The sequence below is a fragment of the Ruegeria sp. SATB027 genome, assembly GCF_059613825.1.
In genome coordinates, this window is sequence record NZ_JBXWTH010000047.1 from 249,965 (window position 1) to 270,794 (window position 20,830).

Genomic DNA, 20,830 nt, shown 5'->3' on the forward strand with positions numbered 1-20,830 from the left:
ACACTTGACCTGGCCCGCGCGTATAAGATGTGCCGGGCCCGGATGGCCATGCGCGTAATGCGACAATTCGGCTTGGACGCGGACATAACAAAAACGTTGGTCGGGGTCAAATGAAGACCGCTGCACCCGGGTTTCATCGAGACAGGTTCGAGTTTTGCGCAACAATTCAGCAACTTCCGGGAAAGTGTTTCGCCAATTTTCTGTCCAGATTCAACACGCGGTGGCGGATTAGCCCATTCTGCTCCAGCCGGGCGCGGACATCTGGGTCAGCGCCGCTCATCTCGTTGAAGAACGCGCGCAGCCCGTCCTCGCCGTGTTCGCTTTCAATCCAGCTGAGCAATTCATTCTTGTTCAGCCCCCCCATCTCGCGCGGGGCATTCGGGGCCATGCCAGCCTGATACGAGCCGCGATCCAAGCGGAACGGATAATGTGTGATCCAGTGGTCCCAGTCCGGCGCGTGGCGGTGGCATAGATCGACCTGCGCAAGCTCATATTTGCACGGCAGCAATTTCCCGTTCTGAAACAGGTTGTGGATACGAAAACTCAGACGTTTCAATCCCGTGCGCGCAAACAACTTGCCCTGTACATGGCTGAGGAACCCGCCAAGCACGACGGCCCCGTAGTTGGGATAAAGCATCTCAATCAGCTGTGTTCGGGCCGGGCTTTGTGGAACATGCGCCTTGTACAGGTCTTCGCCGCCTGCCAACGCCTCGATTGGGCGGACCCGGGCGGCGTGAACCTTGTCCCCGATATCGCGCAACACATCCGAGATTGGGGTCGGCGACCACAGAAACTCGTCAACATCGATATGGGCCAGCCAATCCAGGTGCGTGTCGCGATAGGCGTATGTCGCGTTGACCGATTGGCGAACCTGGTGCTTGTCCGGTCGTGTGCGTTTTAGCTTTTGCCAATAGGCGTCATCACAAACCTGTACGCAAACACTGGGATGTGCCTTCAGCGCCTCGAATGTGCGCTGGTTCGGTTCATCCAGATAGATGTAGATGGTCTCGGCGCCCAGATCGAGGTGATGGGCCACGAACCGAAGGACATCCTCGGTCGGGCCCCTGACCATCGACACGACACCCCATGTGGTCATGTGCGCTGCGCGCGCGCTTTGCGCATGAGTTTCAGGCGGCGAAAGACACCGCCGGGATCTCTGTTGAGCTCGGTCATCAAGTGATCGACCAGCGGCGCGATGGTGGTGTCGCTTAGGGCCTTGGTCCAGACCGGAGCAATCAGATTGACGTCCAGCCCGCCACTTCCAAGGGAAAACCCTTTCATCTGATAGGGCAGCGGGACGCGTTTCAATTTTTGATACGGAAATGGTGTTTCCGGGATCAGCCCGGAAAAGCGCCTCTCGAACTCATAAAGCTTCATCATGCCGAACAACATGCGCAGCGCATGACCAACCTCGCGCTGGGTTGCAGTTTGACCGTGGTCCGCAAAGGTTTGAACCGACGAGACCAGCCACCGCAGATCAAGCGCGGACAGAAGGTGGTCCGACTGTTCGTCCCAAAGGCGGCAAAACAGAAGCGGGGCGTGGCGCGGGAAGGACCGCTTTCGCAGGTTCGAGATCAACTGGGCATTCAGGAAGGCAAGTTCCGAATTTCCGACAAATTCCCGCGCAATCAGAGCACGCTTGCGATCCCAGCTTGTATTGGGCTTCGGTGGGGGCACAGTTGCACTTTCGGGCAATGTGCGATCGGCCAGTTCAATGAGGTTGACGTCAAGGTCAGGCAACGAGGTGGTGCCGAACTGAAACGGGCTGCGCCGGTTTTCATACCTGTCCAGCATGTCGGGCAGACCGCCGGGGAAAGTCAGTTCATCCTTGCTCATGCGCGCAGAATTGCACAGGCAGACTCGGCTGTGCAATCAGTCAGTTGGATCACACCATCATCTCTTTGGTGGCGGTCAGGTTCAGGGCGGGATAGTCCCGAACCACCCGGTCGATGTCCCATTGCAGCCGGGTCAGATAGACAATATCGCCGTCATGGTCGTGCGCGATGTGTTGCTTGTTTGCATTCACAAACTTTTCGACCTCGGCCTTGTCACCGCTGACCCAGCGGGCCGAGGTGAACTGAGACGCCTCAAAACGCACGGGCAGGCCGTATTCCATCTCGATCCGGCTGGCGAGCACTTCGAATTGCAACGCGCCGACGACACCCACGATAAAGCCTGACCCGATCGAAGGTTTGAACACCTTGGCCGCGCCTTCCTCGGCGAACTGCATCAGGGCTTTCTCCAGATGCTTGGCCTTCATCGGATCACCCGCACGAACGCCTTGCAGCAGTTCCGGCGCGAAAGAGGGGATGCCGGTGACGCGCAGCGCCTCACCCTCGGTCAGCGTGTCACCAATGCGCAACTGGCCGTGGTTGGGAATGCCGATGATGTCACCGGCCCAGGCCTCTTCTGCCAGTTCCCGGTCAGATGCCAGAAACAGCACCGGGTTTGAAATCGCCATCGGTTTCTTTGACCGCACATGGGTCAGTTTCATGCCGCGCTTGAAATGGCCTGATGCCATGCGGACAAACGCCACCCTGTCACGGTGCTTGGGGTCCATATTGGCCTGCACCTTGAAAACAAAGCCCGCGACCTTCTTTTCATCCGGCGAAATCTGGCGGGGTTCGGCTGATTGCACCTGCGGCTGCGGGCCGTAAGCGCCGATGCCTTCCATCAGTTCCTTAACGCCGAACGAATTGATGGCCGAGCCGAACCAAATCGGGGTCATGTGCCCTTCAAGCACCGCCTGCGGGTTCAGCGCGGGCAGCAACTCGCGCACCATCTCAACCTCTTCCAGCAGCTTTTCCAGCAGGTGCGCAGGAATATGTTCCGACAGTTTCGGGTCATCAAGCCCGTTAATCTCGATGCTCTCTGCCACCTTGTTGCGGTCGGCGCGGTCCATCAGCTCCAGCCGGTCGCGCAGCATGTCGTAGCAGCCGATGAAATCACGACCTACACCAATTGGCCAAGCGGCGGGGGTGACGTCGATGGCCAGCATCTCTTGAATTTCGTCGATGATCTCGAACGTATCGCGGCTTTCGCGGTCCATCTTGTTACAGAAGGTCAGGATCGGCAGATCGCGCAGGCGGCAGACCTCGAACAGCTTTTGCGTCTGGCTTTCGACACCCTTCGCGCCGTCGATCACCATCACGGCCGCATCCACGGCCGTCAGCGTGCGGTAGGTATCTTCCGAGAAATCGCTGTGGCCGGGCGTGTCAACAAGGTTGAACCGGAAATTGCCATAGTCGAACGACATGGCCGATGCGGAAACCGAGATTCCGCGATCCTTCTCCATCTGCATGAAGTCCGAGCGTGTCCGCCGGGCTTCGCCCTTGGCGCGCACCTGACCAGCCATCTGAATGGCGCCCCCATAAAGCAGGAACTTTTCAGTCAGCGTCGTCTTGCCCGCATCCGGGTGCGAGATGATGGCGAATGTCCGGCGACGGGCAATCTCGGGCGGCAGGGCAGGTTGGTTCGAGGTATCAAGCATGACCGCGCGTATAGGCGGGGAATCCTGCCGAAGCAAGACAAAGGGGGTGGTTCGAATCACAGGCTTATGGTTATAAGAACATATAGTGAACAAATTGTGGAGAAGACCAATGGATTTGAAAGTGATTGCCAATGAATTGGTGGCAGGCTGCCGTGAGGACCGCGCCAAGGAAAATCTTGAGAAATTGTATGCGTCGGACGCAGTTTCTGTTGAAGCGGTCGATTACTCAGGTATGGGGCGCGAAATACAGGGGCGTGACGCGATCCGTGGCAAACATGAATGGTGGGAAGGAGCCCACGAGGTTTCTGGCGCTTCGGTCAGCGACCCGTTTGTGCACGGCGAGGACCGCTTTGCGGTGATTTTCGAAGTGCAGGGTAAGGTGAAGGAAACCGGCGAAGCCTTTGATATGCGTGAAGTGGGTGTCTATCACGTCGCAGATGGCAAGATCGTGCGCGAAGAGTTCTTCTACTGATCCCAAGCCGTTTCTGGTCTTCCCTGTCTGGCCGATGCTAGACATGCGGCAATGACTGACAGGGAGGATCCGATGGACCTTGGAATAAAAGGAAAGCGCGCACTGGTCTGTGCCAGCAGCAAAGGGCTGGGTTTGGGCTGTGCCGAGGCTTTGGCTGAGGCCGGCGTAAATCTTGTGATGAATGCGCGTGGTTCGGACGTTTTGGAGAGCGAGGCGGCACGCCTCAGGTCAGAGCATGGCGTCGAGGTACAAACAGTCGCGTGTGACGTGACGACTGCGGAAGGGCAGGCGCGGGTGATCGAAGCAGCGCAGGGCGTTGATATTCTTGTGACAAATGCCGGTGGACCGCCGCCGGGTTTATGGTCGGACTGGGAGCGTGATGATTTCATCAAGGCGCTGGATGCCAATATGTTGACCCCCATTGCGTTCATGAAAGCGCTGCTTCCCGGAATGAAGGACAAAGGTTGGGGGCGGGTGGTGAACGTCACCTCACAATCCGTGCGCGCGCCAATTGCGGTGCTGGGGCTTTCAAATGCAGCCCGCACGGGTTTGACCGGATATGTCGCGGGAACTTCACGCCAGGTTGCACCGCATGGCGTGACCATCAACAACCTGCTGCCCGGCATTCACGCAACGGATCGCGCGGATGCGCTGGACAGCGGCGTGGCTTCCCAGCAAGGCATCTCGATCGAAGACGCCCGCGCAAACCGTTCGGCGACCATTCCCGCGCGACGCTATGGAACGCGGCAGGAATTCGGGGCTGCCTGCGCGTTCCTGTGCTCTCAACATGCGGGGTTCATCGTTGGTCAGAACATTCTGCTGGATGGCGGCGCAACCAATTTGACGATGTGACCATGGCGCAAGGGTTTTCGTTGAAAGATCAGATGTTCAACGCTGAGAAAGTGAATTATCTCAGCGGTTTGTTTTCCTATTCTCATGTAGAATTTGATGCTCTGGCATTCCGATCTGCGGTCATGTCGCGATTGCTGGAGTTAGAGCTGAAGGATCGGATCATCTGGATCGCCACTTGCCTGCAACAGGCGGTGCCCGGTTATTTGCCTGCTGTTGCCCCGACGATCCTGCGCGCCTTGCCCGCACCTTTGGATCCGACGAAAACGGATGACGATTTTGGCGATTTCATCTTTGCGCCGGTCGGTGAGTGGGTAGCGACCATAGGTCTTGAGCATGTTGATCTGGCTTTAGACGTGATGGAGGAACTGACACAGAGGTTTTCCATGGAATGGGCAATCCGACCGTTCCTGAACCATGACCCGGACCGGGTGTTGCGGCGGATGCAGGACTGGTGCTCTCATGACAGTTACCATGTGCGCAGGCTGGTCAGCGAAGGTACGCGCCCCCGATTGCCATGGGGGCAGGCGGTCGCATTGGGTTTGCAGGACCCGCTGCCGTTGCTGGACAAGTTGCACATGGATTCGACGCGGTATGTCACCCGGTCCGTATCCAATCACCTGAATGACATCACCAAGAAAGACCCGGATCTGGTATTGGATCGCCTGACGGCGTGGCGCAGCCAGGGTCATCAGAATCAGGACGAGCTGGACTGGATGACGTCACACACCCTGCGCGGGCTTGTGAAAGCGGGGCATCCTGAAGCGATGAAGATGTTAGGTTATGACCCGGAGGCGGAAATTGAGGTCGCGGTCAACCTGACTTCCGAAGCTCGGATTGGGGACGCTCTGGCCTTTTCGGTCACTTTGAAAGGGGTTGGAGAGCTGCCAGTTCTGGTTGACTATGTTATTCATTTTCAAAGACCTGGCGGGAAAATCTCAGCCAAGGTGCACAAGTTGAAGCAGACGGCTTTGAAGAACGGGAAACTGACGTTGGAAAAACGCCACAAGTTGAAGGGCGACGCCACAACATTCAAGTTGGTCCCCGGCGCACACCGGCTTGAGGTTCAGGTGAATGGCAAAATTCGCGCGGGCGTGGACTTTGACCTGCTTGGGTAAAGCCGCGCGGGACTGCTCACGCTTTCGTCAAAAACGCCTTCCCCGGATTGCGAACCCCCGGCGGCTGCATTAGCTCGGACATGACCATTTGCGAGGGAAAAGCGCGATGAAACATGAATCGGTGCAGAACTATTATGGTGAAGTCCTGCAAAGCAGTGCTGACTTGCAGACCAATGCATGCTGCACGCCTGACGACATGCCCGGTCATGTCAAAAAGATCCTTTCAAAGATTCATGACGACGTACTGACACGCTACTATGGTTGCGGTCTGATTGCCCCACTTGATCTGGAAGGCATGTCGGTCCTTGATCTGGGGTGTGGGGCCGGGCGGGATGTATATGCCTTGTCCGCCATGGTCGGCGAGACGGGCCGGGTGGTGGGTGTCGACATGACGCCCGAACAACTGGACGTCGCCCGCGCGCATCAGGAATATCACGCCGAAGCATTTGGGTATGCTTGCAGCAACGTGGAATTCCATCACGGCTATATCGAAAAACTGGATGAGCTTGATCTGGAACCCGGATCGTTCGATATCATCGTCTCGAACTGTGTGATCAACCTGGCCACGGATAAGAATGCGGTTCTGCGCGGCGCGCATCGGTTGTTGAAAGAGGGCGGCGAGATGTATTTCTCGGATGTCTATGCTGACCGCCGTATTCCGCAGGCGATGGCCGAAGACGAAGTTCTTTATGGCGAGTGCCTGTCCGGCGCGCTTTATTGGAATGATTTCCTGTCAATGGCTCGAACGGCCGGTTTCGGCGACCCGCGCCGCGTGACGCACCGTCCGCTGACGATCGAAAATCCGGTATTGGAAGAGCGTGTTGCGCCGTTGAAGTTCCTGTCCGCGACATACCGACTGTTCAAACTGCCCGTATTGGAACCGGCTTGCGAAGATTATGGGCAAGCCGTGATCTATAAGGGAACCGTGCCGAACGCACCGCATGAATTTGTTCTGGATGACCATCACGTTATCGAAGCCGGCAAGGTGTTTCCGGTCTGCGGCAACACCTGGATGATGCTGAAAGACACCCGATTTGCCCGTCACTTTGACTTTATCGGTGATTTTTCGACCCATTATGGCATTTTTGAAGGCTGTGGTGGCGAAAGCCCTTTTGAAGCCGTGGGTGCATCTGTCGCTTCTGGCGGGTGTTGCTGATCCCTTGCACCTGAGGGGCGAGGTTGCTATCCCCGCTCAAGCCCGATGGATTTGATCGGGAAAGGCAACGGGGTCCATCGGTGACAGGTAACGCAATTCCACCGCGTCTGGAAATTCGCAACATTATCCGTCGGTTTGAGGGGCGGGTTGTTGTGGATGATGTTTCGCTGACCGTTCAGGCAGGCAAGGTGACCTGTCTGCTGGGGCCGTCGGGCTGCGGGAAATCCACCACGTTGCGCATGATCGCCGGGGTCGAGATGCAGGACTCGGGTGAGATTTATGTTGATGGCAAGCTGATCTGCGACACCGTGTTCCGGGTGCCTCCGGAACGGCGCGAGATCGGACTGATGTTTCAGGACTTTGCACTGTTCCCACATCTGAGCGTGGCCAAAAACGTGGCCTTCGGCCTTAAGGGCAACAAGGACGAAAAACGCGCCCGGGTCGAGGAGTTGTTGCAGAAGGTCGACCTGATGCGGTTCATCGATGGTTTTCCGCATCAACTATCAGGTGGCGAGCAACAACGCGTGGCGTTGGCGCGTGCCCTGGCACCGCGCCCGCGCATCATGCTGATGGACGAGCCGTTTTCGGGCCTCGACAACCGTTTGCGTGATGGTATCCGTGACGAAACGCTGGCCATTCTCAAGGAAGAAGATGCCGCCGTATTGCTGGTCACGCACGAGCCGGAAGAAGCGATGCGCATGGCCGACGAGATCGCCCTGATGCGGCGTGGCAAGATCGTGCAACAGGGCGCGCCCTATAATGTCTATACGCGTCCCGCAGACAAGGCAGCGGTGGCGTTTTTCAGTGATGTCAACGTTTTGCGAGCGCAAGTGAATGGCGCATTGGCGGACACGCCCTTTGGTCAGTTCCTGGCGCCGGGCATTCCGAATGGTACGGATGTCGAGATCGTTTTTCGCCCTCAGCACATCAAGCTGGACTTTGACCGCAACGGCAAGGGGCCATTGCCGACACCAACAGATGGTGTGGCAGCCCGTGGTGTCGTTGAACGTGCGCGATTTCTGGGCAATGAAAGCCTGGTGGAGTTCCGCATGGACTATGATGGTTCGATCCTGAGGGCGACGGTTCCGAACGTGTTTGTCCCCAATCCGGGCCGGGTGATGTGGCTGACCATCCGCCGCGACAGATGTTTCGTTTTTCCCGAGACTAGGCGCTGATCCTTCGATTTCCGCCCAAGTGGTGCGCGAAATCCTCAGATTGCGGGGCCACGTCGCTTGCCGCAACGCAGGCCCGGGTCTATCAAGAGCCAAACGCGGGGGTAAATCGGGCACATGCGAATTCTTCTGACCAATGACGACGGGATCAATGCGCCGGGCTTGATCACGCTTGAGGCGATTGCAGCTGAGCTGGCCGGACCGGATGGAGAAGTCTGGGTGGTCGCGCCCGCGTTTGAACAGTCCGGGGTCGGGCACTGCATCAGCTATACCCACCCGATGATGGTCGCCAAGCTGGGAGAGCGGCGCTTTGCAGCCGAAGGATCGCCTGCCGATTGTGTATTGGCAGGGCTTCACGATGTCATGTTGGATACCCCTCCCGATCTGGTTCTGTCCGGCGTGAACAGGGGTAATAACTCGGCCGAAAACACGTTGTATTCCGGTACGATCGGCGGCGCGATGGAAGCGGCATTGCAGGGCGTCCCAGCGATTGCCCTGTCGCAATATTTCGGCCCTCGCAACCTGGGCCTAGACGACCCGTTTGAGGCAGCCGCCCGGTATGGTGCAGATCTGGTGCGCCGGATTCTGGACGCAACTCCGGCAGAACAGGGTGATTACCGGCTGTTCTACAATGTGAATTTCCCACCGGTTCCGGCAGACGATGTTCTGGGCACGCGGATTGCGGCGCAGGGGTTTCGGCGCGATACGCGTTTTTCGGTCGAACCGCACAGTTCACCTTCGGGGCGGCGGTTCCTGTGGATCAAGGGCGGCTATCAGCACAATCCGACCGCACCCGGAACGGATGCGGCTGTTAATCTGGAAGGCTATATCTCGGTCACGCCGATGCGCGCTGACCTGACTGCGCATGACATGCTGGAGGCATTGAAGGCGGTCGAATGAGCGGACTGGACCCTGAAACTGTAATGCAATTCCTGTTTGCCCTGCGCAAACGGGGGGTCACGGATGCGCGCGTGCTGGCTGCGATGGAGCAGGTGGACCGCGGTCGCTTTGTCACCGGCCTGTTCGCAGGGCGCGCTTACGAGGACATGCCGCTGCCGATTTCCTGCGGTCAGACGATCAGTCAACCCTCGGTCGTTGGTCTGATGACGCAGGCCCTGAACGTGAGGCCCCGGGACACGGTGCTCGAGATTGGGACAGGTTCGGGTTATCAGGCAGCTATCCTGTCCAAACTGGCCCGCCGGGTCTACACAGTGGAACGCCACAGGCGGTTGGTGAGCGAAACAAGCAAGCTGTTTGCCGACCTGGGCCTGACGAATATCACTTCGATGTTGTCGGATGGGTCATTTGGCCTGCCGGAACAAGCCCCTTTTGACCGGATCATTGTCACAGCCGCGGCTGAGGATCCTCCGGGCCCGCTCTTGGCGCAGCTGAAAATCGGGGGTATTATGGTTTTACCCGTGGGCCAGTCGGACGCGGTGCAGCAGTTGATCAAAGTGACGCGCACCGAAGATGGTCTGGACTATGACGAATTAACGTCTGTCCGTTTCGTGCCCCTTCTGGAGGGGCTTGGAAAGGACGAGGCGTAATAGGCTTAAAGAATTGGTCGCCGGAACTCCGGGTAACAGGGGCAGGCGTTGAGGACAGAATTATGAGAGCAGTATCCAAATCAGCAATGCGCCGCTGTGCGACCGGGGTGGCCGCTCTGGCCATTCTGGCCGGGTGCGAGGGGCCTCTGGATTATGACCTTCGCGGGCAGATCGGTGGCTTTTCGACCACCAATGCAGCGCAATCCGCGACGGCATCCCGCCCGGCACCAGACAGCAGGGGTGTCATTACCTATCCGAACTACCAGGTGGTCGTGGCGCGCCGCGGCGATACGGTGCGGGACGTGGCCGCGCGGGTTGGCCTGCCCGAGGGCGAGCTTTCGCGTTTCAACGGCCTTCAGACAACGGACACGCTGAGAGAGGGTGAGGTTCTTGCACTGCCACGCACTGTTGGTGCTGGCAGCGGTGTGGACATCGCGTCGGTTGCCGGGTCTGCAATTGATCAGGTGCCGTCGTCGGGTTCGGTTCAGACCACAACACTGGAACCCGCGAAACCGGCACCAACACCCGCGCCGGTGTCAGCTGGGCCGGAGCCGGTCAGGCACAAGGTCAAGCGGGGTGAGACGGCCTATACAATCTCGCGCCTCTACCAGGTGCCGGTTGAATCTCTGGCGGAATGGAACGGGCTGGGATCTGATTTTACCGTGCGTGAAGGTCAGTACTTGTTGATTCCGGTCAAGAACCAGCCCGCGCCCCGGCAAAATGCGGCTAGTGCCGCGCCCGTTCCCGCCACGGAGGTGACGGAACCGGGACAGGGATCACCGACGCCGACGCCACCCAGCGCTACGCAGCCCTTGCCGGATGAAAAAGTTGCGCCTTTGGCCGAGGCCCCCGACGTGACTGCCGAAGCCCCAACCAATACACGCACTTCCGCGCTGTCCCTGCCGGTTGGCGGCACTATCATTCGCGGCTATGACAAGGGCAAGAATGAGGGCATCGACATCGCTGCCGCGCCGGGTACGTCGGTCACAGCAGCCGAGGCTGGTACTGTCGCGGCGATCACAGCGGACGCGGATCAGGTGCCGATCATTGTGGTCAAGCACAACAACGATCTTCTGACTGTCTATGCAAATGTCGACAAGATCACCGTCAAGAAAGGCGATAAGGTACGCCGTGGTCAGAAGCTGGCTCAACTGCGGGGCGGCGACAATGCTTATGTGCATTTCGAAGTCCGCAAAGGGTTCGAGTCCGTAGACCCGGAACCTTATCTGAAGTGAGACTAGATGGCCCGTACCGGGCCATGCTTTCGGCGAGAGTATTTCTGAAAAGATGAAGCCTGTCAGACGTACGGGTCATAGTCGCTCAGGCGCTTTCCAGGTTCGTCGGCGAAGATCTCCGGAAGGGGTGAAACAGCTTCGATCAGGTCGATTCGAAAAACACGAAATCCGTTGCGCAGCTCGCACCAGGCGGTAAGGGTCCAGACCCTCCCCCAGTATTCCATATGGAGCGGGCGGATGGTGCGTTCGGTCAAAACGCCGTCGATGCGGCGATAAGACAGGTGAAGTTTCTGACGTGATTTGATGGCTGCGCGGATCGGTGCCATATGGGCAAGGCCCCTTGCGGCATCGGCAAACGGGTAGACCGCGAATTTCCAGCTGTCCGCCTCGGCCACGACCTGCGTTGGCAAAACAGCGTCGATCTTGTCGGCAAGCGATTGTGCGGCAGCCTTCAGGTCAGTATCTGCGGCCTCGGCCACGATGGCCATGCCAAGATTCAGCGCCTCAAGCTCGGCTGTGGTCAGGTTCAACGGGGGCAGGGTGATCTGCTCGCGCACCATGTAGCCGACACCGCGCTCTCCCTCGACCGGAACGCCCGAAGCAACAAGCGTATCCATGTCGCGATAGATGGTGCGGACCGACACTTCAAGCCGGTCTGCAATGTCCTGCGCGCGGTGCAGTTTGCCATCGCGCAGGATCTGGATGATATCGAACAGGCGGTCAGTGCGGCGCATGACACGCCGTTCTGACTGCGTTTAGGCAGTCATGTTCCATAGGACTTTCTCGTGACGCATCTGGATACTATCGGGATTGATGACCGCCATCATGCCTGCCGCACATTCCTGTTGCGGAAACTGCGCAGCGGCGTCCTCTGCCGCTTTCAAATCGGTCCAGACAACATAATCGGTCCAGCGACCATCTTCGCCCTGGCTAAGCTGCCGATGGGCGAAGCCCGGCGCGCTGCGCACAAAGGCCTCAGAGGCCTGACTGAGTTTCACGAACTCTTCCGGTGTGGTGCCATTGGCCAGGGTGAAGGTGACGATTTCAGCAACGTGGGTCATTTAAATCTCCATTGACCTTGTTTCGATGCCAAATCCCTAACGGATAGCAACTGACATAAACCTGTCAGTTGAGAATTGCGACCCCTTAGATTCCTCGCGTTTTCCACAATTTTTGCCCGCAACCCGTTGCAGATGCCTTTTGAGACCAGCGATCGAGGCGTAAAGACTGAGTCAGTTGATGTTCCCGGCGCGCAAACGTGCCGACGAAAAAGGAGAGAAGACATGCTCAACAATATTGGCCTTCCTGGCCTGCTGCTGATCGCCGTTGTGGTTCTGGTTCTGTTCGGACGCGGCAAGATCAGTTCGCTGATGGGCGAAGTTGGCAAAGGCATCACCGCGTTCAAGAAGGGCGTCAAGGACGGTTCGGAAGAGCTGGAAAAGGACGCTTCTGAGCTGGCCAAGGACGTCACACCTGAAACCGAGAAAGACAAGGCGTAAGCGCGGATGTTTGATCTGGGCTGGACCGAGCTTCTGGTCATCGGCATCGTTGCCCTGATCGTTGTGGGGCCAAAGGACCTGCCGGTGCTGTTCCGCAATGTCGGACGTTTTGTCGGCAAGGCACGCGGAATGGCGCGCGAGTTCAGCAGCGCCATGAACGAGGCCGCCGATCAGGCCGGGGTGAATGAGATCAAGAAAGGTCTCAACGCTGCCGTGAACCCTGTGGGATCGGCCATGGACGGTGTCAAGCAAGCCGCGCAGGAGATGGCGAAAAGCATCGATCCTACAAAGTTCGACCCTGAAAGCGAAACGGGTAAACTGGCGGCCGAGCGGGCCGAGCAGGCCAAAAAGGTTCAGGCGTCAGCCGCCCGTGCCACCGCCGAGCGCAAGGCCAAGGAAGCAGCCGATGCACTGGCCAAGGCAGAAGAGGCCGAAGCCGCGCTGAACACTGAAAGCAAGACATGAGCAAAACCGACGAGATTGACGATTCTTCGGCCCCGTTGATCGAACATCTGGCCGAACTGCGCACACGGCTGATCCATAGCGTTGTGGCGTTTCTGGTCGGTATGATCATCTGTTTTTCAGTGGCGACGCCGATCTTCAATTTCCTGACCAATCCCCTGTGTGACGTTCTGGCTGAGCGCGGGCAGGATTGTGGCCTGATCTTCATCTCGCCACAGGAAGGGTTCTTTGTTGCGATCAAGGTTTCCCTATTGGGTGGGTTCATTCTGGCATTTCCCTATATCGGGATGCAGATGTGGCGCTTTGTGGCACCGGGCCTCTACAAGTCCGAGAAAAACGCGTTCCTGCCTTTCATGCTGGCTTCGCCCTTTATGTTTCTCCTGGGCGCAAGCTTTGCCTTCTACGTCGTCACGCCTCTGGCCTATGACTTTTTTCTCGGGTTCCAGCAATTCGGGGCTGAGGGTGAAGCCGTGGCCGACGGGGTCAACGCGGCACCGCTGAGTGTGGTGTTCCAGGGCTCAGCCCAGGAATATCTGAACCTGACGATCAAGTTCATCGTGGCCTTTGGGTTATGTTTCCAACTGCCGGTTCTCCTGACTCTCATGGGGAAGGCAGGACTGGTCAGTGCCGAGGGGCTGGGCGCTGTTCGGAAATATGCGGTGGTCGGCATTCTGGTTCTGGCCGCAGTCGTCACACCACCGGATGTCATCACACAAATCATTCTGTTTGTGGTGGTCTACGGCCTGTACGAGATTTCGATCTTCCTGGTCGCGCGAGTAGAAAAGAAACGCGAGGACCAGTTGCGCGCTGACGGTTATTACGATGATGAAGCGGAAGCGGATGATGACCTGATGCAGGAATTCGAAGACGACAAGTAAATCTGCCGACGAAAACAAAAGGGCGGGCCATCCATGGGTGCGCCTTTTTCTTTTGAAACTCTTGTTGTGCCAATTGGAACGTGCTTTGAACCCCTCAAGACAAAACCGGAGGCCCATATGGACGACCAAGCCCTGAACCGTATCGCCGAGGCGTTGGAACGCATGGCACCGGCTCCTTTGGCGGCGCCTGATTTTGCCGTTGCTCCGGCATTTGTGTGGCATGTCGAACCGGATCGACTGGAACCTGTTACACATGTCAACCGGGTCGATCTGGATCTCCTGGTCGGCATCAATCGCTCTCGCGACACGTTGATGGACAATACGCGCCGGTTTGCAGCAGGGTATAAGGCAAATAACGCGCTGCTCTGGGGGGCACGGGGGATGGGCAAGTCGAGCCTTGTAAAGGCCGTGCACGGCTCTCTGAGCGCTGATTATGCCGACCTTAAACTGGTCGAATTGCAGCGCGAGGATATGGGAACGGTGGCGCGGTTGCTGAACCATCTGCGCGCAGCGCCCTACAGGTTCATACTGTTTTGCGATGATCTGTCGTTCAGCCACGATGACCAGCACTACAAATCTCTCAAGGCTGTTCTGGATGGTGGCATTGAAGGCAGGCCAGAGAATGTGGTCTTCTATGCCACTTCAAACCGTCGCCATCTGATGCCGCGGGATATGATCGAAAACGAACGCTCCAGCGCCATCAATCCTTCCGAGGCGGTCGAAGAAAAAGTCTCGCTGTCGGATCGCTTCGGCCTGTGGCTTGGGTTCCATCCCTGTGATCAGGACGAGTATCTTGCGATGATCGACCGCTATTGCGCCGCCTATGGCGTTTCTGTTGATTCAGAGATCTTGCGCGCCGAGGCAATTGAGTGGCAAGCCACGCGCGGGTCTCGCTCTGGCCGGGTCGCCTGGCAATTCTTCGTCGATCTGGCCGGGCGCAACGGCGTGCATATCGCCTGATCCCGGCTTCACCTGGCTGCAAATATCCCCGCCAGAGGCATGGCCCGTCAGGGCCATTTCCTAAAGCAGTGCCAGAATCCGTGCAGCTTCATCCTTGGTGCTGTTCAACACGCTCCGGTCTTCCCCGGGATGAAACCGCGCACGGACGGCCGTGGGCATCGGCGCGGGTTCGACAACCGAAACCCGCGGACCGGTGCGTTCGGTTTCGACGGCCCAGCTGCGGGCCAGAGCCATCTGCGCGGCCTTGGTGGCACCGTAAATGCCATAAAACTTCTCGCCAGCCTTAGGATCGTCAAAAAACACCGCATGGCCACTCTCGCCCAGAAGGGGTGAGACATAGGGGATCAGAACCGAGGTCGCGTTTGCATTTGTGTTGATCGCCTTGGCCCATTCCTTGGGGTCAACAAAATGCACTGGCGTCAGTGCTGATGTGTGGATGGCTGTGTGCATCCACAGGTCAACCTTGCCCCAACGGTCATGGATGCCACGACACAGGGTCGCCATGGCGTTTGGATCGGTGATGTCCATGGGGGCCAGAGTGGCTGACCCGCCCTTCGCCTTGATACGATCGTCCAGCTCTTCCAGCCCGCCGGTGGTCCGGGCGACGGCGACGATATGGTATTCAGGTGCCAGCGCTTCGGCCAGCGCAGCGCCCAACCCGCGAGAGGCCCCGGTGATAAGGGCGATTTTTGTCTGATCGGTCATGGCTGCGGTTTGAACCCCTGCGCGAGGGGCGTCAAGTCGCGATTAGCTTCCGGGAATGGCGATCCGCTTGGTCTGGCCGCTTTGTCGCAGCATGATGCCCTGTTCGTCGATTGCTATCACCGTACCCGAGGCGACACGGCTTCCGGGTTCAACCTCTTTCACGCGGCCCGATGACAGGCGTACCAAGGCGTGCAGTTCGGTTTTGGGCCCGAACACCCCCAGAACAGAAACAGAGTTCTTGTTTAACGCGCCCTGCTGTGTGGCCGCGCTTTTGACATTGGTGTTTGACATGGTCCGTGGCCCGGCATGAGTTCCGAACCCCTTATTTCGAGTGAGTGGTTGCCGCCCGATACCAAAACGATCAGGTAAGCAAAAGACCCTCACAGACTCCACGCTTCACGACGTAGCGACCCATTTGTTAGTCCCTGTGATCGTGCAAGAATCGCCGCCGGGTTGTGGCAGATTTCCACTCATCGGTGGAACAGTATAGATGCGAGCCACCCTGAATAGGGTTGTCCTATCTGCATGCCGAACGGTTTGATTCGCGGTCTGAACAGAAGCTGGACGTGCACTCGGTGGGCGGAGTCATTCAGCCTGAGGCGAGTTTAGCCGCATTCCACGACCCGCCCGGAACTTGCATATCCGCGCGTTTCTGGCTGACACGGCTGCTGTTTTCCAGACTGTCCAGGTAATCCGCGCTAACGCTGCCTGTAATGTAATTGCCATCAAAGCAGGAACAATCAAATCCCTGGATGTCCGGGTTGCCTTCCTGGGCCGCCCAGATCAGGTCCTCCAGATGCTGATAGAACAGTGCATCGGCGCCCAGCTCTTCACGGATCTCTTCGATCTCTTTGCCATTTGCGATCAGCTCGGCCTTGGTCGGCATGTCTATGCCATAGACATTGGGGTATTTGACCGGCGGCGAGGCGCTGGCCACATAAACCTTCTTGGCCCCGGCATCGCGGCACATCTGAACGATCTTTTTGATGGTGTTGCCGCGCACGATGGAATCGTCGATCAACAGAACGCTGTGGCCTTCGAATTCCAGCGGAACGGCGTTCAGCTTGCGGCGGACGGATTTCTGTCGCTCGGCCTGGCCCGGCATGATGAAGGTACGCCCGACATAGCGGTTCTTCACCAACCCCTCGCGATAGGGGATGCCGGTGATTTTTGCCGCTTCCAGTGCCACGGGGCGGGCGCTGTCGGGTACGGGAATGATCCGGTCGATTTCCAGGCCGGAGTCCTGAATTTGTTTCGCCAGCGTCTGTCCCATACGCATCTGGGTTTTATAAACCGAGACACCGTCCAGCAGTGAATCCGGGCGCGCCAGATACACATACTCGAAGATACAGGGCGTCAGCTTGCCTTCGACCGCCTGAAACTCGTGCATGTTGCCTTTCAGGTCGATCAGGATGGCCTCGCCCGGGCGCAGATCGCGCAGCTTTTCAAAACTGTTGATACCAAAGGCTACGTCTTCCGAAGCAAAGGCATAATCGTCCCCCTGACCGTCGACATTGCGTTTTGCGACCGAAAGGGGCCGAATGCCAAATGGGTCGCGGAACGCCAGCATGCCAACACCTGCCACCAGACAGATGACTGAATAGGCGCCCTGAACCCGCTCCATCGTCATCTTCACACCGGCAAAGATGTTTCGGATCGGGTCCGAGTTGCCGTTCACCTTGATGGCGTCAGCCACTTTGTCGGCCAGCACGTTCAGCAGGATTTCCGAATCCGATGTGGTGCGCAGGTGGCGGCTGTATTTCCCGGTCACTTTCTCGCGCTGTTCCGCTGTGTTGGTGATGTTGCCGTTGTGAACAAGATAGATACCGTAGGGTGCGTTCACGAAGAAAGGTTGCGCTTCGGCCGCGCTGAGTGATCCGGCCGTGGGATAACGAACATGCCCCATGCCGACATGGCCCAAAAGGGTTTCAGCATCCTGGGCGTTGAACACGTCCTTGACCAGACCATTGGCTTTCTTTTCCCGGAAGAATTCGCCGTTGTAGGTCACGATCCCCGAGGCATCCTGACCCCGGTGCTGCAACATCAGCAGCCCGTCATAGATCTCAGCAAAGACATCATGTGTCCGGCTTGCGATTCCTAAAATCCCACACATTCAAGGGGCTCCAACTTCTATGACGATTTCATTCGAGGATTGGCCGCAGTTCGGCACCGGACTTTCTGCATCTTCAAAGCGGAACTGTTCGCAACACAGGAACAAGACGCCGTTAGGGCGACCATCACTGCGATCAGTGCGCATTCATACAGAAAGGACAAGATCGGTGGCTCCGATTCCGTGGCGGGTTGGCCCCCACATAATGCCTATTGGCGTGGCTGTCATCAAAGGATCACAATAGCCAAATGCCGCAGGCCAAGTTTACGCATGTCGACGTAGAAAAACGAAGATGGTGACATGCGCAAACATATGTGCTGTCATGCATTTGATTGCATACATTAACTGCTAAAACTCAGCACCTCGGGGGGCCCTGAATGTGGCAGCATAAACCTCCTCACAAGAACCAGGAACGGATCAGGCAGCGGTGCCATCGGTGCCGAGGATTGGGGCGCGCGTCGTGCCAGATCTGTAACGGAGCGGGTGAGATCGCCAAAAGCAGAGATGTCTTTGGAAAACCGATTTTCAGTCGATGCGACGGGTGCTTTGGCTTGAAAACAATCCGCTGCACCGTGTGCGGTGGTGAGGGGTTTGTCTGATCTGCAACAAAAAAGCCCGGCAGGGCCGGGCTTTCATGAATTGGTGATCTGCCTCTATCAGCTGTTGGAAGGTGCAGTTGTTGCCGGTTCAGCGTTTCCTGCCGTGCAACTGGCGACCAGCTGCTCATACTGAGTCGTAACCCACCCCAGAGCCGCCTCGGGGTTTTGTTCCTCAATCTGGCCGCTGAACTGTTCAAACACCTTGGCCGACCGGCTTTCATCAACAATTGTGTAAGACTGGCCGGTCATCACGGTGTCGTAAACGAAGAATGCGATCGCAACCAGAAGAATGCCACGAGCGATGCCGAAGAACAGCCCCAGAGCCTGATCCAGACCGCCAAGGGCCGAGCGCTGGACCAGCGATGAAAACAGCGGCGTGAAGATGCTGACCACGATCAGCGCCACGGCGAAGACTGCTGCAAAGCCGGTGATCACCGACAGTTCACAGCTGTCGCGCAGGAAATCTCCGACGACCGGGATTTCCTTGACCAGAGGTACAGCCTGCGGGGCAAAGATGAACGCCAGAACGGCCGCGGCAACCCAACCCGCGATGGCCAGAACTTCGCGCATGAACCCACGCGAGTAGGCCAGCAAGCCTGACAGCACGATGATCAGGGCAACCACCCCGTCGATTATAGTAAAACCTTCCATGGCCCTCGCCTGTTCTTTTTCTGCCCCTCAAGGCGCGACTTTAACCTGCTCCGAAGGTTTCGCCAACAAACCCCACCAAATCTGAGGGTCGGGTGAGTGTCAGACCTGCCACAGTACCGGTTTTGCCACCTGCCGGAGCTATTGCCGCTGTGAAACCAAGTTTTTGTGCTTCTTTCAACCTGTTTTCTGTCTGCGGAGCCGGTCTAAGTGCCCCGGATAGCGAGATTTCCCCGAAAACGACGGTGTCTGAGGGCAGGGCCGTGTCTTCGCGTGCGCTCAGCAATGCAGCAGCAACGGCCAGATCGGCGGCGGGTTCACTGACTTTCAATCCACCGGCCACGTTCAGATAGACGTCGAGACCCGCAAAAGGAATGCCGCAACGCGCTTCAAGAACGGCAAGGATCATCGCCAGCCGCCCGCTGTCCCATCCCACCACTGTCCGGCGCGGCTGTGAATGGGGGGACGGGGCGACAAGGGCCTGCAATTCGACCAGAACGGGCCGTGTGCCCTCAATCCCGGCAAAGACCGCAGAGCCAGGGCTGGGCGTACCACGTTCCGACAGGAACAAGGCCGAGGGGTTGGTGACCTGCGCCAGCCCTTTGCCTGTCATCTCGAACACGCCAATTTCGTCGGCGGGACCAAAGCGGTTCTTGACCGCCCGCAGAATACGAAACTGATGGCCGCGCTCGCCCTCGAAATACAGCACCGTATCGACCATGTGTTCGACAACACGTGGGCCTGCGATCTGGCCTTCCTTGGTGACGTGTCCGACCATGATGATCGACACGCCGTGCCGTTTCGCAAAGGCGGTCAATTCATGAGCGGCCGCCCGGACTTGCGACACGGACCCCGGCGCGCTGTCGACATTGTCGGCCCACATTGTCTGGATCGAGTCGATGATCGCCAGACCGGGTTTTTCGGCTTCAAGCGTGGTGAGAATGTCGCGCAGGTTGGTTTCGGCTGCAAGTTGCACCGGCGCGTTCTCCAGCCCAAGGCGGCGCGCCCGCATGCGAACCTGAGCACTGGCTTCTTCGCCCGAGATATAGATCGTCTTGACGCCGGCACGGGCAAATCGGGCAGCAGCTTGCAGCAACAGGGTGGATTTACCGATACCGGGGTCGCCGCCCACCAACAGGGCAGATGCGGGAACAAGCCCGCCGCCAAGCACCCGGTCCAGCTCTTCCACTCCGCAGAGTGTGCGGGGTGGCGGGGTTTCCTCGGTCGACAGATCCGTTAGCGTCATCGACCGCCCGCGTTTCGAGCCCAGCGATTTCTTGGCTGGGCCTGCCGACAGAGGTACGTCCTGGATGATCGAGTTCCACTCGCCGCACCCGTCGCAGCGGCCCGACCAGCGGGAATGGGATGCGCCGCAGGCGGAGCAGGAGAAGGTTGGTTTTGCCATGACGTCTTGGTGCCCGAGGACGGGCGGTTCTTCAAGCCCTTGCTGGGCTTTCCTCGTCGTCAGCGCCCTATGTCCGGGCGTTGGTTCTGCAGTGGCGTTCGGTGAGAATGCCCAAAGCGATGGAGGCAAGGATGCAGGCGGTGAACAGGTAAAGACCCCATGCGGTTTCAACAGTGGCGTAAGAAATGCCTTTGGCCAGGGTGATGTAAAGCGCGATCAGGAAGATATCCCCCATCGCCAGCTTGCCTAGGATGTTCAGCGCAGGCTGCACACGGGCATCTAGCAGGTTCCACTGTATCAGGGCGGTGCCAATGGTTTTGATGTAGGGCGCGAAAAGGGCGAAAATGGTGACGATCAGCGCGAGGAAGACGTCGGATTTCCACAAGGATTGCAGGCCGGTGATGACGCTGATTTCGCTGAGGCCGAAGATCGGCAGGAACCCCGCGCGCATCAGCGGGGCGAACCATGCGATGGGATAGAAAACCAAAAGTGACAGTGTTGCGAAACGCAATATCATGGTGGCCA

At 58.1% G+C, this 20,830-nt stretch carries 23 protein-coding genes; 12 read left to right on the forward strand and 11 right to left on the reverse strand.

The window, feature by feature from the left end:
- Nucleotides 1-166 precede the first annotated feature (166 nt).
- Genes AC2FPW_RS14945 through AC2FPW_RS14955 form a run of 3 tightly spaced genes read right to left on the reverse strand, consistent with a single transcriptional unit; the run spans nt 167 to nt 3,490 of the window.
- Entirely contained in the window at nt 167-1,096 is a 930-nt protein-coding gene (locus tag AC2FPW_RS14945) for a glycosyltransferase family 2 protein (RefSeq protein ID WP_496814327.1), read from the reverse strand.
- The gene (locus AC2FPW_RS14950; RefSeq protein WP_496814329.1) at nt 1,093-1,836 is read right to left on the reverse strand and encodes a hypothetical protein; all 744 of its coding nucleotides are present in this window, start codon (nt 1,834-1,836) and stop codon (nt 1,093-1,095) included. Before AC2FPW_RS14950 ends, AC2FPW_RS14945 begins: the two co-directional genes overlap by 4 nt.
- Nucleotides 1,837-1,885: 49 nt before the next feature.
- Entirely contained in the window at nt 1,886-3,490 is a 1,605-nt protein-coding gene (locus AC2FPW_RS14955) for a peptide chain release factor 3 (protein WP_496814331.1), read from the reverse strand.
- Between the two features lie 109 nt (nt 3,491-3,599).
- On the opposite strand from AC2FPW_RS14955, the gene AC2FPW_RS14960 reads away from it, so the two are divergent.
- The 8 genes from AC2FPW_RS14960 (at nt 3,600) to AC2FPW_RS14995 (ending at nt 11,039) form a co-directional block, all read left to right on the forward strand.
- Nucleotides 3,600-3,962: a SnoaL-like domain-containing protein gene (locus AC2FPW_RS14960; RefSeq protein WP_496814332.1), complete on the forward strand. Its 363-nt coding sequence runs from the start codon at nt 3,600-3,602 to the stop codon at nt 3,960-3,962.
- A 72-nt stretch (nt 3,963-4,034) separates the two neighbouring features.
- Complete coding sequence (locus AC2FPW_RS14965) at nt 4,035-4,814, forward strand: SDR family oxidoreductase (protein ID WP_496814333.1); 780 nt, start codon at nt 4,035-4,037, stop codon at nt 4,812-4,814.
- A gap of 2 nt (nt 4,815-4,816) precedes the next feature.
- Nucleotides 4,817-5,929 carry a YhaZ family DNA alkylation repair protein gene (locus AC2FPW_RS14970; protein ID WP_496814334.1) on the forward strand — a complete coding sequence of 371 codons (1,113 nt, stop codon included), beginning with the start codon at nt 4,817-4,819 and terminating at the stop codon, nt 5,927-5,929.
- A 106-nt stretch (nt 5,930-6,035) separates the two neighbouring features.
- Complete coding sequence (locus AC2FPW_RS14975) at nt 6,036-7,085, forward strand: methyltransferase domain-containing protein (protein ID WP_496814335.1); 1,050 nt, start codon at nt 6,036-6,038, stop codon at nt 7,083-7,085.
- Nucleotides 7,086-7,192: 107 nt separating this feature from the next.
- Nucleotides 7,193-8,260 carry an ABC transporter ATP-binding protein gene (locus AC2FPW_RS14980; protein WP_480486463.1) on the forward strand — a complete coding sequence of 356 codons (1,068 nt, stop codon included), beginning with the start codon at nt 7,193-7,195 and terminating at the stop codon, nt 8,258-8,260.
- 114 nt (nt 8,261-8,374) lie between these two features.
- Nucleotides 8,375-9,157: a 5'/3'-nucleotidase SurE gene (surE, locus tag AC2FPW_RS14985; protein WP_267364192.1), complete on the forward strand. Its 783-nt coding sequence runs from the start codon at nt 8,375-8,377 to the stop codon at nt 9,155-9,157.
- A complete protein-coding gene (locus AC2FPW_RS14990; RefSeq protein ID WP_209503723.1) occupies nt 9,154-9,804 on the forward strand; it encodes a protein-L-isoaspartate(D-aspartate) O-methyltransferase in 651 nt (216 codons plus the stop codon). The genes surE and AC2FPW_RS14990 overlap by 4 nt, the downstream gene beginning before the upstream one ends.
- A gap of 62 nt (nt 9,805-9,866) precedes the next feature.
- A complete protein-coding gene (locus AC2FPW_RS14995) occupies nt 9,867-11,039 on the forward strand; it encodes a peptidoglycan DD-metalloendopeptidase family protein (RefSeq protein WP_496814336.1) in 1,173 nt (390 codons plus the stop codon).
- Between the two features lie 62 nt (nt 11,040-11,101).
- Here AC2FPW_RS14995 and AC2FPW_RS15000 read toward each other — a convergent pair whose 3' ends face one another.
- Both AC2FPW_RS15000 and AC2FPW_RS15005 read right to left on the reverse strand, forming a co-directional pair.
- Entirely contained in the window at nt 11,102-11,773 is a 672-nt protein-coding gene (locus tag AC2FPW_RS15000; protein ID WP_267364189.1) for a helix-turn-helix transcriptional regulator, read from the reverse strand.
- 21 nt (nt 11,774-11,794) lie between these two features.
- Entirely contained in the window at nt 11,795-12,100 is a 306-nt protein-coding gene (locus AC2FPW_RS15005) for a hypothetical protein (protein ID WP_267364188.1), read from the reverse strand.
- 222 nt (nt 12,101-12,322) lie between these two features.
- Between AC2FPW_RS15005 and AC2FPW_RS15010 the strand changes: the two genes are divergently transcribed.
- The 4 genes from AC2FPW_RS15010 (at nt 12,323) to AC2FPW_RS15025 (ending at nt 14,838) form a co-directional block, all read left to right on the forward strand.
- Nucleotides 12,323-12,538 (forward strand): twin-arginine translocase TatA/TatE family subunit, encoded by a 216-nt coding sequence (locus AC2FPW_RS15010; RefSeq protein WP_209503727.1) that lies wholly within the window; start codon nt 12,323-12,325, stop codon nt 12,536-12,538.
- A 6-nt stretch (nt 12,539-12,544) separates the two neighbouring features.
- Nucleotides 12,545-13,003, forward strand: a complete 459-nt coding sequence (gene tatB, locus AC2FPW_RS15015) for a Sec-independent protein translocase protein TatB (protein WP_209503728.1) — start codon at nt 12,545-12,547, stop codon at nt 13,001-13,003.
- Nucleotides 13,000-13,878 carry a twin-arginine translocase subunit TatC gene (gene tatC / locus AC2FPW_RS15020; RefSeq protein ID WP_267364186.1) on the forward strand — a complete coding sequence of 293 codons (879 nt, stop codon included), beginning with the start codon at nt 13,000-13,002 and terminating at the stop codon, nt 13,876-13,878. The genes tatB and tatC overlap by 4 nt, the downstream gene beginning before the upstream one ends.
- A gap of 117 nt (nt 13,879-13,995) precedes the next feature.
- Nucleotides 13,996-14,838, forward strand: a complete 843-nt coding sequence (locus tag AC2FPW_RS15025) for an ATP-binding protein (protein ID WP_496814337.1) — start codon at nt 13,996-13,998, stop codon at nt 14,836-14,838.
- Between the two features lie 60 nt (nt 14,839-14,898).
- Here AC2FPW_RS15025 and AC2FPW_RS15030 read toward each other — a convergent pair whose 3' ends face one another.
- The 6 genes from AC2FPW_RS15030 to AC2FPW_RS15055 form a co-directional block, all read right to left on the reverse strand.
- A complete protein-coding gene (locus tag AC2FPW_RS15030) occupies nt 14,899-15,543 on the reverse strand; it encodes an SDR family NAD(P)-dependent oxidoreductase (protein WP_267364183.1) in 645 nt (214 codons plus the stop codon).
- A gap of 42 nt (nt 15,544-15,585) precedes the next feature.
- A complete protein-coding gene (locus tag AC2FPW_RS15035) occupies nt 15,586-15,834 on the reverse strand; it encodes a hypothetical protein (RefSeq protein WP_209503732.1) in 249 nt (82 codons plus the stop codon).
- 298 nt (nt 15,835-16,132) lie between these two features.
- Nucleotides 16,133-17,656, reverse strand: a complete 1,524-nt coding sequence (gene purF, locus AC2FPW_RS15040; RefSeq protein WP_480480629.1) for an amidophosphoribosyltransferase — start codon at nt 17,654-17,656, stop codon at nt 16,133-16,135.
- 653 nt (nt 17,657-18,309) lie between these two features.
- The gene (locus tag AC2FPW_RS15045; protein WP_496814338.1) at nt 18,310-18,903 is read right to left on the reverse strand and encodes a CvpA family protein; all 594 of its coding nucleotides are present in this window, start codon (nt 18,901-18,903) and stop codon (nt 18,310-18,312) included.
- 40 nt (nt 18,904-18,943) lie between these two features.
- The gene (radA, locus tag AC2FPW_RS15050) at nt 18,944-20,305 is read right to left on the reverse strand and encodes a DNA repair protein RadA (protein WP_496814339.1); all 1,362 of its coding nucleotides are present in this window, start codon (nt 20,303-20,305) and stop codon (nt 18,944-18,946) included.
- A 67-nt stretch (nt 20,306-20,372) separates the two neighbouring features.
- Nucleotides 20,373-20,822 (reverse strand): paraquat-inducible protein A, encoded by a 450-nt coding sequence (locus AC2FPW_RS15055; RefSeq protein WP_496814340.1) that lies wholly within the window; start codon nt 20,820-20,822, stop codon nt 20,373-20,375.
- Nucleotides 20,823-20,830: the final 8 nt, after the last annotated feature.